Genomic DNA, 12,795 nt, shown 5'->3' on the forward strand with positions numbered 1-12,795 from the left:
GCGGCCCCTGAGGCCGCCGTCGACTGCCTCACTCCACCGCGGAGGTGATGAACACCGGAGACGGGCCGAGAGTCAGCGTGACTTCGCCGTCCTCGGGCTCGAACGACTGCGAGAGGCCTGACATGTCCGTGACGGTCAGTGGCGCATCCGATGCGAAGGTGCGCTGGACCTCGCCCTGCGCCGCCCAGGCGATTCGGGTCTCGTCATCTCCGGCTCCGAAGACCTGGACCGTGCTCGTATCGTCGGATTCGTCGGTGGTGAATGCCTTGTCGCGAAGCTGCGTGATCATCAGCGCCTGGGCGAAAGCACCCGGCTTCGGCGCCAACGCCACCACGTTCGCGCGCGGTGCGTGCTCGTAGAGTCCGAAGTTCGCCTCGCCTGCCGCGGGATCGGGCGTGTCGTTGACCAGGTCGTACCAGAAGTACTTCTCGACCCCGTTCGCGAAGGCCAGCGCCTCATTGCGAACCATCATCTGTCCCTGCTCGAGCGCGGAGACGCCGTCGTAGTGCGTCGGGAAACCCATCTCGGTGACCCACACCGGCCGGGTCTCCCCCGCCGCCTCCTGCATGTCGGCATACGACTGCTGCACGGTGCCGGCGATCAGATCGGCGTCGCGGTTGATCCACGACTCGTATGGGTGATAGCTCGCAGCATCGGTCACGGCCATCCCACCCGCCTGCCAGAACCCGACGAACCAGTCGCGGTCGTAGAGGGCCGTGGATCCCGTGACGATCGGGAGGTCGGGGTACGCGGTGCTGACGTGGTCGCGAACGGACTGCGCGATCGGGACGTAGCACGCGGGCGCCGAACCGCAGGCCGTGTCATTCTCTCGGTGATTGAACTCGTTGAGCACCTCGAGGCCGACGAGGTCGAACCTGTCAGCGACGGCCTTCGCATAGGCGCCATAGGCCTGGATCGCGGCCTCGTCGCCTGGTGCCTTCCTGGCGCCGTAGAGTCGGTTGCCGTACACGACGAGGCCCAGCAGCTTCACGTCGTTCGCGTGCATGCGCTCGAACTCGCGTACGTAATTCTGGTCCCACGCGTACTGGCCGGCCACCTTCTCGTTGCGCTCCCACGAGATGTCGTTGCGCACCTCGGCGAAGCCGATGGCGGCCGCGAGCGAGCCGGTGCCGACGAAGGCCTCCTTCTCGACGTGCGCGCCGACACCGAAGCGTCCGTCCTGCGCCACGGAGAAGCCGTCGGCGTCGATCACGGCGACGTCCGTCTGGACCTGGAGGCCCGCGGCGTCGCTGATCGCGACGGTGTAGTGCCCCTGCGGCACGCCTGCCAGCGGCAGCGCGGACAGCGGTCCGCTCGAGTTCGACTCGCCGGTGATCGGATCGCCGCCGGACGTCGACGTCGCGCTCCACTGCACGGCACCCTCGGCGAGCGAGACGGCGAGCAGAGCGGATTCGTCGGTCATCACGAGGGAGTCGTTGACGATGCCCGCCGGCGTCTGCACGGCCTCGAACGAGCCGTTCGGGATGAGATTGTCGCCGCCGTCCGCCGCGATGGACACGTCGTCGATGCCGAAACCGCGCACAGCGCCCGAGAGCACGACGTCGAACGTGGATGCGGCAGCCTGGTCGGCGGCGGTCGTGAACGGGAACTCGATCGTCTCCCACTCCGCATCCAGCTCGGGAAGAGTGAAGGTCTGACCAGCCGCGGTCAGCCGGACGCCGCTCTCGACCTTCTCCTCGGCGAGGACTCGCGCAGAGACGCTGAGCGTGTAGTCGGTGCTGGGCGCGAGAGCGACGGGAGCGGATGCGGCGACGATGTCGGCATCGTCGGCCGGAGCATCCACACGCAGCGACACAGCGCCCTCTGCGGTGTCACCGACTTCGGGAAGCACCGTGCCGACGACCGTGCGGTCCGCGAGTGTCCATCCGTCGATCGACGCCCGCGCGACGTTCGTGACGGGTACCTCGGCTGGCGGATCGGACACGACCGGCGTCGGAGAGGCCTCGGGCGATGCCTCTGATTGCGGCTGAGGCTGAGGCTGCTGTCCCGCGATCACCATCGCTGCGGCAGCACCGCCTCCGACCAGAAGCACGGCGACCGCGCTCGCGATGATGATCGTCTTCTTCGTCGCGCGCAGAGCCATCATGTATTTCCCCCCAAGTGTCCGATTCCCAACATATCGGGTCGAGTCGAGGCGAACCTGACAGCCGTCGCGGCCGTGTGCGCGGAACTTCCCTAGACTCGACGCATGCGTGCCGAGGCTTCGTCGAGACCCCGCGCCCCCGCGCCCCCTGGGGAGAGGGCGGCGCTGTGAGCGGCGTGCTGGTGCACGAATGGCTCGCACCGCGGGGCGGCTCCGAGAACGTCTTCGAGGCGCTGAACGAGGTGTTCCCGGACGCCGCGCGGTATTGCCTGTGGAACGAGAGCGACGGCCGATTCGTCGTCGACGGCGAGACCTGGCTCGCTCGCACGCCGCTGCGCGGACACAAGGCCGCGGCCGTCCCGCTGATGCCTCTCGCCTGGCGGGCCCTTCCTCGCGTGGATGCCGACTGGATCCTCACGAGTTCGCATCTCTTCGCGCACCATGCGAGGTTCGCGGGCTCTGCGCGGGATGCTCCGAAGCTCGTGTACGCGCACACTCCGGCGCGATACATCTGGAACCCCGAGCTCGATCTGCGCGGCGACACGCTCGCTGCCCGAGCCGCGGCGAAAGTGCTCAAGGGGGTCGATCGCAAGCGCGCTCAGGAACCGGTGGCGATCGCCGCCAACAGCGTGTTCGTGCAGAGGCGCATAGCCCAGGCATGGCATCGCGAGAGCACGGTGATCCACCCGCCCGTCGACGTAGCAGGCTTCACCCGTCCGCCCGCGCCGGACGAACGCGATGAGCGCGTCCTCGCGGCGCTGCCTGAGACATTCCTTCTCGGCTTCTCACGGTTGATCCCCTACAAGCGGCTGGATCTGGTGATCGAGGCCGGGATCGCCGCCGACGTGCCCGTCGTGCTGGCAGGATCGGGATCGGACGAGGCTCGCCTGCGTTCGATCGCCGAGGAGCGCGCGCCCGGTCGTGTCTTCTTCGTCGCGTCACCGGGGGCGGAGCTCTATCGCGCTCTGCTGCAGAGGTGCATCGCCCTCGTGTTCCCGGCGGTGGAGGACTTCGGCATCGTCCCGGTCGAGGCCATGGCGGCAGGCAAGCCGGTGATCGCCGCGGCCGTCGGCGGCACCGCGGAGACGATCGTCGAGGGCAGCACCGGTGCGTTCGTCGAGCACTGGTCGCGCGACGAGCTGCGCAGCGCGGTCGACGTGGTGGCCGGCCTGTCAGCCGATGCCTGTCGTGCGCAGGCGCAGAGGTTCTCGGAAGCGGTCTTCGCCGACCGCATCAGAGAATGGGTGACCGAATCGGTCGACGACGCACGCCTGCCTGAGACGAGGAGCGCGTGACGCTCCTCGTAGACGACCGCTACCGCGGCACGCACGGCATCGGCCGATACGCCTCGGAAGTGCTCCCCCGGCTGACCCTGCCCTGGGAACCACTTGGCCTGGGCGGCACTCCGTTCTCGGGGGTCGACGCCTTCCGTTCGGTGGGACCGGCGGCGGCGCACGACGCTCTCGTCTATTCCCCCGGCTACGGCGCGCTCCTTCGCAGCAGACGACAGCTCCTCACGCTGCACGATCTCATCCAACTGAGCAGTCCGGGACTCGACCGCTGGAAGTTCGCCGCCTACTATTCAGGCCCGGTACGTGCCGTCGTGCGCCGGGCCGGCATCGTGCTCACCGTGTCCGAGACGTCCGCCAGAGCCATTCGATCGTGGGTGGACGACGACGACGTCGAGATCGTCAACGCGGGCAATGGATGCTCCGAGGCCTTCCGTCCGCCAGAAGGCGCGCTGCAGCGGTCCGACCCCTACATCCTGTTCGTCGGAAACGGCCGTGCACACAAGAATCTCGATGTGGTCCTCGACGCTCTGAGCGCCGCACGCGACGTGCGCCTCGTTGCCGTCGTCCCTGAGCGCGAGGTCGCGGAGCTGACCGCCAGGGCGACGCAACGGCACGTCGACGCCAGAGTGCGCTGGGTGAGCAACCTCGGTGACGAGGAGCTCGCCGACCTCTATCGCGGCGCCTCATCGACCGTGATGCCCTCGACGCTCGAAGGGTTCGGGCTGCCCGCCTTGGAATCGATCCGCTGCGGCACGCCGGTCGTGTACTGGGCCGGATGCGAAGCAGTCGGGGAGATCGTGGGATACCGCGGTCGTGCGGTGGCCTCCGCCGACGACGCTCACGAGTGGGCCAGCGCCCTGACGGAGGCCGTGTCCGCCGAACGCCGGGTCGATCCCCCCGAAGGCTATGACTGGGACCGTACCGCGGGGATCATCTCGGCGACCATCACCCGGCTGCTCGACTGACTAGACGCTGCGACTCGGAACCGTCCGGAGGAACTGCTCGAGCGAGTCCGTCTTGCGCTCCCACGACGCGGACGATGCGAGGGCGCCACCGGAACGGTTCGGCGACGGGTGCGCCAGCGCGCGTTCGAGCGCAGCATCCGCGTCTCCGTCATCGGTGTAGACCTCGATGCCGAGGTCGGATGATGCGCCGATGCCGGGCGTCTCGCGCGCCAGGACTGCCAGCCCGGCTGCGAGGTACTCATAGAGCTTCATCGGGCTGCGCCCCGCGTTGAGCGGGCTGTCGGAGAGCGGGAGGAGACCGACGCGCGCCGTGTGCAGCAGGCTCGGTACGTCGGCGTACGGAACGGGCCCCACGATCTCGACATTCGCCGGCAGGGCTCGGGGCGGGCGTGCATCGGGCCCCGCGATGACGAACTCGACGTCCGGCCGAGCCAGAGCCCAGCCCTCGATGCGCCCCCAATCGAATCGGTCGTCGAGCGCTCCGACATACACGCAGCGGGCGCCGCGGGGACCCGCATCAGCGCGCGGCGGCGCGAATTGAGCGGATTCCGCCCCGTTGGCCAGTATCAGCGAGGGCACGTGCAGGTCGCCGAGCCCGCGCAGCACTTCGTCGGAGGTGGCGATCACACCGTCGGCCTGGTCGAGAATTCGTCGCTGCAGGGCGTGCTTCACCCCGCCGGGGTAGAGGTCGGTCGGTCGATAGATCACGCGGCTCGAGAGCGACCGTACGGATGGGTCCCAGAGCAGCGGCTGATCGATGAGCACCGCATCGAACGCCGCATCGATGCCCTCGCGTTGCAGCATCCGGGCGACGGTCGGCACCGCCAGAGGCCTCGGCAGGACGGTGCTCGGGACGATCTGCAGCACGCCGTCCCGGTCTCGCTCGGCTCGACGAGGGATGCCGGTGAGGCGCGATGAGTTCACCCGCCCGGTCAGCCGATGCACGAGGGAGATCGGAGTGCTCACGTGGACGACATCGACCCCGCGGTCGGACAGCACTCGGGCGTAGTGGTGGCTGCCGACCCGGAAGACCCCGAACGGATGGCTGTGCGAGAGGAAGAGGATCCGCCCGGTCGGGGTGCCGGTGCGCGCCGAGGCGTCGGTCATGCTCGCGTCCTGCGGACGCCGTCGCGGATCATCCGCTGGACGCTCTCGAGAGTCGACGCTGCCATGCGCACCCGCTCGCAGACCTCTGCCGCGCGTTCCGGCGTCGGACGGAGGGCCTCCTGCAGGCGCGGCGGGTCGCTCGCAGAGGCGTCGACGGAGAGTCCGTGCAGACCGATCGCCGCGAAGGCCTTCGAGATCTTCGGCGTGGGGCTGGGCACGAGCTCCACCGGAATGGCCCCGCTCAGCGCGGCGAGCACCAGAACGTGCATGCGGTCGCTGACCACGATCTGCGCGGTGTCATAGCGCTGTCGAAGGCGCTCCTCCTGTACGAGGGCATCGGTGTCTCCCCAGGCCTCGAACTCGCCGCCGAGCAGCTGCGCGAGCTCGCGCGCCCGGCTCTCGTCCTCCCGCACCTGGACGACGGTTCGGATCGAGAGGCCAGCGGACTCGGCGGCCTCACGCACCGCGCTCAGCCACGCCGCGTCCGGCAGAGGGCGTGCGCCGCGGAGACTCACCAGCAGCTCGGAGCGTTCGCTCCATGGGCGCCCGTCGCGTACGCCGGCCGAGAATCCGATGTCGGGTGCGAGTGCGCCGCAGCGCGCGATCGCCAGCGTCGACTCGTCGCGCCACAGTGTCACCTGCGACAGGCGGGCTGCCGCACGATGGATGGCGAGAGCGGGCGACGACGGCGCGCGGATCCCCCGCGGCGGACGGACGACCACGCCGCCCTTGAGACGGACGACGAGGGTCTCGGCCAGGAACACCAGCTCTCTGAGTCCGTTGCCGCGGTCGAGCGGGATCTCCCCCGCTTCGAACACCAGCACGGGGTGCCGCGGAGCGATGAGGAGAAGCCAGAGCCAGCGCGGAACCGACTTCTTCGACCGCAGGACGATGGCGTCCGCCGGCAGGTTCAGCTGCCTCAGCCACACATCGGGTGCGTCTCCCGTGTAAGCGACCAGCTGATCGCTTGTTCCCAGCGCCCAGCCGAGGGTTTCACGCCGGATCAGCGCATCTCCGATGTTGCCGGCGGGGCCGGTGAGCGAGACGAAAGTCCGGGTTCGCCGGGGCGCTCTGGATGAGAGAGGAACCAGACGGCGCATGAGGTAAATCTAGTCGCTCTCAGCGCTCGGGCCGGTCAGGGATGCCGCGGAACTCGGCGGTCCCCGCGCTCAGGGGGTGGTCGTTCCGGTGCCTGGGTCGAAGACGGGAGGCTCGGTGACCGGCGGCAGTGACGGCTCGGGCGTCGGCTCGACCGGCGGAGTGGTCGGCTGCGGCTCCACCGGCGGCGCGGGTTCGCTCGGAGGAACCGGCTCGGGCTCGATCGGCTGCGACGGCTCCTGGTCGGGCCGGGAGTCCCGGTTGTCGGGCTCTTCGGTCTCCACAGGCAGTGCGCGCGTCACGGTGACGGGAGCGCTGACCCTCACACCGTCGCCGTTCTCCGCAGTGACGGTGTACACGGTGGCCTCGGAGCCGCACGCGAAGGGAACCGCTCGATCGGTGAGGTTGGCCGGCAGCGCCGCTGCGATCGGGAACTCGAGCGCATCGACCTGAGCGTCGCCTGCCGCGATCGCGACGCTCTCGGCATCGTCGATCTGCCAGCTCAGCAGCACCTGTGCTTCCGCTTCCTCTGAGGCGCATTCGACCGTCGCCGTGTTGGCGGTGAAGCTCTTGATCACGGGGTCCGCGGCGGGGGCCGGGGCCGAGGGGGTCGGACGCACCGAGGGCTCGGGGTCAGCGGGCGCCGCGACGCTGCTGAGGGTGCCGATGATCGCTCCGGCTGCGACCGCGAGCAGCAGCGCGACTCCGGAGAGGACCATCAGCAGCACGCTGCGCTTTCTCGTACGCTTCTCGGCGCGACGATGGCGCTCACGACGGGCGAGAGCGCGCGGCTCCTCAGCTCCGGACGAGAGTGCGGATGCGGCATGCGTTCCGCCTCCGGACCGACCGCTCTGCAGATGCTCACCTGCGTCGAATCCGACGGCGACCGGCGCGTTCTTCGTCGCCGGCTTCGCGGCGGAGGCGGCTCCGACAGCACTCGACCCGGGGTTCTTGGTCCAGGCGACATACTCGGCGATGACATCGTCGGTGGGTCCGTCGGCGATGAGCTCGCCCTTGTGCACCCAGAGCACTCTCTCGCAGGTCTGCTTGAGCGAACCGGTCGAGTGGCTGACGATCATCACGAGGCCGGCGCTGTCACGCAGTTCGTTGATGCGCTTCTCGCTCTTCGCGCGGAATCGCCTGTCCCCCACGGCCAGCGCCTCATCGATCAGGAGGATCGAATGCGCCTTCGCCGATGCGATCGCGAACTTGAGTCGCGCCCCCATGCCTGACGAGTACGTGCGCATCGGGTGGTAGATGAAGTCGTTGAGCTCCGCGAAGTCGGCGATCTCGTCGACGCGCGCAGCCGCTTCCTCGGGGCTGAATCCCATCGCCAGCAGTCCGAGCCTGATGTTGTTCTCGCCCGAGAGCTCCGGGACGAGCGCCGCGTTCACACCGAGGAGCACGGGGCGGTCACGAGCGTAGATCGCGCCCTCGGAAGGCGGGATGAGTCCGGTCATCGCCCGGAACAGCGTGGACTTCCCCGAGCCGTTGTGGCCGACGACGCCGATCGACTCGCCCTCCGTCGCCGTGAAGCTCACTCCTCGCAGCGCCGGGACCGTGTGGAGGTCTCGACCGCCTCGGAAGGAGCGCAGACTCGTCAGCGATTCGCGCGTCGTCATCCGCTTGCCGGATGCGTACACGCGATAGTTGACGTGCACGTTGTCGGCCACGATCATCGGCCGTGGTGAGGTGTCGAGCGAGTTCGCTCGCGTGTCCGGGAGCAGAAGATCAGTCACTGAGGCCATACCTCGGCTCGCCCTGCCAGAAGAAGATCGTCCCCCCGACGATCGCCACCAGTGCCCAGATCGGCGCAGCGATCCATGCGAGGAGCGGCGCGGCATAGCCGTCCAGCATCACGTCGCGGGCCAGAGCGATGAATTCATACGTCGGCAGGAGGTGCGCGATCGTGAGCAGCACCGGGTACCCCCCGAGCGCGCCGTCGATGTTGAAGAAGATGCCGCTGGCGTAGAAGAGCACGCGGTTGATGATCGGGACGAGCTGCTGGATGTCACGCGTGCGCACCGAGATCCGCGCGACGATGAGAGCGATACCCAGATTGAACACGCCCATGACCGCGAGGATCGGGATGATCAGGAGCCACGACCACGCCACCGGCTCGCCCAGGATGAGCAGCAGGATGCCGAGCAGCAGCACGACGGGCACCATCCGCATCGCCTGCTCCGCGATCACCGAGATCGGCAGGAGGATGCGCGGGAATCCGAAGCTCTGGACGAGCTTGGAGTTGCTCGTGATCGCCTTGGATCCGCTGCCGAAGCAGCCGGTGAAGAACTCGAAGACGAACACGCCGACGATGAGGTACGGCACGAAGTTCGCCGGCCGCGCGGCGCCGGCGAGGATGAAGTTGAAGATCGTGCCGTAGACGATCGCGAGGGAGAGCGGTTTGAGGACCACCCACAGCACACCGAGACGGTTCGGCAGCAGTCCCGCGATCAGACGGCTGCCAGCCAGACGCAGGGCGAAGGTGCGAAGCTGCCAGGTGTCGGCGAGGTAGTCGCCGAAGCGAGGACGCGTCCCGACTTCGCTCAGACCGGAGGTCGCGGGCACAGCAGTCGCTCCCATACCGAATCCTCTACCTCTCTACCGCGTCGCACGATGCGCATGCACGAAGCCGGCATATCGGATCATGCTACCCCACCGGGTGAGTCCGTCGTCTGGACCCAGGCTCAGTCGCGACCGTAGATGTCGCGGGTGTAGATCTTATGGACGACGTCGTCGAGCGCATCCGTCGAGCGGTTGGCGATGATGACATCGACCCTGGACTTGAACTCGTCGAGATCGCGAACGACCTCGGAGTGGAAGAACTCGTCCTCCTCGAGCGAGGGCTCGTACACGACGACTTCGACGCCCTTCGCCTTGATGCGCTTCATGATGCCCTGGATCGACGACGCGCGGAAGTTGTCCGACCCGGACTTCATGACGAGGCGATAGACGCCCACGGTCCGGGGCTCTCGGGCGAGGATGTCGGAGGCGACGAAGTCCTTGCGGGTGCTGTTGGCATCGACGATCGCCGCGATGAGGTTCTGCGGCACCTTCGAGTAGTTCGCCAGCAGCTGCTTGGTGTCCTTGGGCAGGCAGTATCCGCCGTAGCCGAAGGAGGGGTTGTTGTAGTGCGACCCGATGCGCGGGTCGAGTCCCACTCCCTCGATGATCTGCTTCGTGTCGAGCCCGTGCACCACTGCGTAGGTGTCGAGCTCGTTGAAGTACGCCACGCGCAATGCCAGGTAGGTGTTGGCGAAGAGCTTGATCGCCTCGGCCTCGGTCGACTCGGTGAGCAGCACGGGCACGTCGGTGGCGATCGCCCCTTCGAGCAGAAGGGCGGCGAATGCCTCGCCGACGGGGCCGCGGTCGCCGACGACGATGCGCGACGGATAGAGGTTGTCGTGCAGCGCGCGCCCCTCTCGCAGGAATTCCGGAGAGAAGACGATCGTCGCCTGTCCATGCTCCGCGTTCATGCGCGCGGTGAATCCCACCGGCACCGTCGACTTGATCACGATCGCGGCGTCCGGGTTCACGGCGAGCACGGTGTCGATGACGTTCTCGACCGACGAGGTGTCGAAGTAGTTGGTCACCTCGTCGTAGTTCGTCGGCGTGGCCACGACGACGAAGTCGGCGTCCCGGTAGGCCTCCTCGGCGTCGACGGTCGCCGTGAGATCGAGCTCGTGCGTGGCGAGATAGTCCTCGAGCTCGACGTCGGCGATGGGCGAGACGCGGCGACTGAGCAGCTCGACCTTCCCAGGGTCGATGTCGACGGCGAACACCTCGTGGTGCTGGGCGAGGATGACGGCGTTGGACAGGCCGACGTATCCGGTCCCGGCGATGGCGATCTTCATGCCCTCAGGCTATCCCGGCCCGCGGATAGACTCGTGCGCGATGACACCGCGCCCTCTGCTCTCCATCGTCATACCGGTCTCGGGTGACGACGCGACTGTCGCGACGGCTCTCGAGAGCGCCCTCGCGCAGAGCCTCGTCGACATCGAGATCATCTGCGTCGATGACGCCTCGACCGACGGCACTGCCGGCGTGCTCGAGCGATTCCGCCGACGGGACCCGCGAGTGCGCGTCGTGCGACACGAACGCAACCGGTCGGCCTTCCAGGCTCGCCGCACGGGGATCCTCGCGGCGAGCGCCGATCGCGTGATGTTCCTCGACGGCGACGACGAGCTGACCCCGGATGCCGCCGCGGTCGCGGTCGCGAAGGCCGAGGGGACGGACGCGGACATCGTCGGGTTCGGTGTCACGGTGATCGAGCGCGACGGCCGCACCGGCAGCCCGTACGAGGTGCGCCTGCAGCCGCCGCAGCATCCGCACGCCGGCGATGACGTGCTGCGCACCCTCTTCCCGGTGGGAAAGCCTGCTCAGGGTCAGCTCTGGCGATTCCTCTTCCGCACGAGCGTGCTGCGCGAGGCGTACTCCCTCGTCCCCGACGACCTCGTGCTCCCGCGCATCAACGACCTGCCGCTTCTCTTCCTCGTGGCCATACTCGCCGAGAGCTACGCGGCGGTCCCCGACAAGCTGTACCGCTATCACTTCGGTCGCGGTGGCAGCGGGCACCGGGTCGACACCCTCGAACGGGCGCGGTTCTACACAGGGGCGATCCGCTCGGTCGACGCGATCGGATCGGCTGTCGAGGCACTCGCAACCGCACATGCCGATCCGACCCTCGTCCGCGACACCTACGCGTCGGTGCGCTTCTCGATCATCGGATACGTGTGCTTCCAGCTGGTCGAGCACAGCGACGAGGGCATGCTCGACGGCGCTCTCGCACATCTGCACACGGTCGTCAGCGGCCCGGACATCATCCATGCCGCTGCGCGGTTCTATCCGGCGACTCTCAAGGCTCTCAGGTTCCACACGACGTGGCAGGGGCTGCCTGACCGGCCCGCACGCAGCATCCTGCTCGTCACGTCGACCCTCCGTACCGGCGGCGTGTCGGCCGTGCTCACCTCGCAGGCGCGCTATCTGCATGAGGCGGGCTACCGGGTGACCGTCGTCGCCCGCAACGGCGGCAGCGACGCGACCGTTCTTCCCGCCGGCATCCCGTTCGTCGAGCTGACCTCACGTCGACTGCCCGCCCAGCTCACGCAGTGGGCCGAGATCTGTCGCGCCCACGAGGTCGACGTGGTCATCGACCACCAACTGCTCTACACCGACACCTGGCCCGAGTTCGCGCTCGTGGCACGAGCCGAGGGCGCGGCGACGATCGGCTGGCTGCACAACTTCGTCGCTCGACCGGTCTACGACGGCAACGATCGGCTCACCCTGATCGAGCGCTGCAGTCCGACGCTCGCTCAGCTCATCACGCTGTCACCGCTCGACGTCGCCTACTTCCGCCTGCGCGGCATCGAGAACGTGGCGTACCTGCCGAACCCGCCCTCGCCGTTGATGCTCGAGTCGGCGGCTCGCACAGGTGCGAAGACGCCGCCGTCCGACCGTCTCGAGCTGGTGTGGTGGGGGCGACTCGAGCAGCGGACCAAGCAGGTGCGGGAGCTCGTCGAGGTCGGAGTGCAGCTGCGCGCCCTCGGCGTGCCTTTCACACTGCGGATCGTCGGCCCGGACTGGGATGACGTCACCGCGAAGAAGCTCAACGCCCTCGCGCGTCGTCGCGGCGTCGGAGATGCCGTCGTCGCCGTCGGGCCTCTGCGAGGGGCTGCGCTGGTCTCGGCCATCGACTCCGCGGATGCCTTCGTCTCGACCAGCATCATCGAGGGGTATCAGCTCACGATCGCCGAAGCACAGGCCCGAGGGCTCCCGGTCTTCATGTACGAGCTCCCCTGGCTCACGCTCGTGCAGGACAACCAGGGTGTCGTCGCCGTGCCCCAGGGGGACGCCCGGGGGCTCGCCGCCCGGCTCGCCGAGACGCTCGCTGATCCGGAGGGCTATCGTCAGCTGTCTCTGGCGTCGGTGGATGCCGCGAGACGGGCGCGCGACCAGGACTTCGCGCAGCTGTATCGCGAAGTGGTCACCGGCGAGCTGTCGCCGATGTACTCGCCCGAGCCGACGCTCGACGATGCCGGTCGCCTGCTCGGTCTGCTGGTGTTCTTCGCCCAGCGCGCGGATGGCCGCTCCTTCTCGTCCACCGATTCGTCGACCTGGGGCCAGCGCGCCTGGCAGTCCGCGGCGCCACTCGGCCGCGCGACCCTGCGGCGGATCCCGGGACTCCAGCCGCTCGCGCACCGCGCGAAAGGCTGGCTCGGCGCGCGCTGAG

9 protein-coding genes are annotated in these 12,795 nt (G+C 68.4%); 3 read left to right on the plus strand and 6 right to left on the minus strand.

What is annotated here, in order from left to right; genetic code table 11:
* Positions 1-28: 28 nt before the first annotated feature.
* Positions 29-2,107 (minus strand): glycosyl hydrolase, encoded by a 2,079-nt coding sequence (locus LQZ85_RS02075; protein WP_056279742.1) that lies wholly within the window; start codon positions 2,105-2,107, stop codon positions 29-31.
* Between the two features lie 164 nt (positions 2,108-2,271).
* Here LQZ85_RS02075 and LQZ85_RS02080 point away from each other — a divergent pair, with 164 nt between their 5' ends.
* On the plus strand, positions 2,272-3,399 hold the full coding sequence (locus tag LQZ85_RS02080; RefSeq protein WP_056279740.1) for a glycosyltransferase: 1,128 nt from the start codon (positions 2,272-2,274) through the stop codon (positions 3,397-3,399).
* On the plus strand, positions 3,396-4,361 hold the full coding sequence (locus LQZ85_RS02085) for a glycosyltransferase family 1 protein (RefSeq protein WP_056279738.1): 966 nt from the start codon (positions 3,396-3,398) through the stop codon (positions 4,359-4,361). Before LQZ85_RS02080 ends, LQZ85_RS02085 begins: the two co-directional genes overlap by 4 nt.
* Here the strand turns inward: LQZ85_RS02085 and LQZ85_RS02090 are convergent, their stop codons facing one another.
* The 5 genes from LQZ85_RS02090 to LQZ85_RS02110 form a co-directional block, all read right to left on the minus strand.
* Complete coding sequence (locus LQZ85_RS02090) at positions 4,362-5,468, minus strand: glycosyltransferase (protein ID WP_056279736.1); 1,107 nt, start codon at positions 5,466-5,468, stop codon at positions 4,362-4,364.
* Positions 5,465-6,568, minus strand: a complete 1,104-nt coding sequence (locus LQZ85_RS02095) for a polysaccharide pyruvyl transferase family protein (RefSeq protein WP_056279733.1) — start codon at positions 6,566-6,568, stop codon at positions 5,465-5,467. Before LQZ85_RS02095 ends, LQZ85_RS02090 begins: the two co-directional genes overlap by 4 nt.
* Positions 6,569-6,637: 69 nt before the next feature.
* Positions 6,638-8,305: an ABC transporter ATP-binding protein gene (locus LQZ85_RS02100; protein WP_230100393.1), complete on the minus strand. Its 1,668-nt coding sequence runs from the start codon at positions 8,303-8,305 to the stop codon at positions 6,638-6,640.
* Entirely contained in the window at positions 8,298-9,149 is an 852-nt protein-coding gene (locus tag LQZ85_RS02105) for an ABC transporter permease (protein WP_056279731.1), read from the minus strand. Before LQZ85_RS02105 ends, LQZ85_RS02100 begins: the two co-directional genes overlap by 8 nt.
* Positions 9,150-9,253: 104 nt before the next feature.
* Entirely contained in the window at positions 9,254-10,420 is a 1,167-nt protein-coding gene (locus LQZ85_RS02110) for a nucleotide sugar dehydrogenase (RefSeq protein ID WP_056279729.1), read from the minus strand.
* 40 nt (positions 10,421-10,460) lie between these two features.
* On the opposite strand from LQZ85_RS02110, the gene LQZ85_RS02115 reads away from it, so the two are divergent.
* The gene (locus tag LQZ85_RS02115) at positions 10,461-12,794 is read left to right on the plus strand and encodes a glycosyltransferase (RefSeq protein ID WP_056279727.1); all 2,334 of its coding nucleotides are present in this window, start codon (positions 10,461-10,463) and stop codon (positions 12,792-12,794) included.
* Position 12,795 lies beyond the last annotated feature (1 nt).

Origin of the sequence: Microbacterium sp. Bi98 (assembly GCF_918698045.1) — a bacterium.
Classification (GTDB): Bacteria; Actinomycetota; Actinomycetes; order Actinomycetales; family Microbacteriaceae; genus Microbacterium.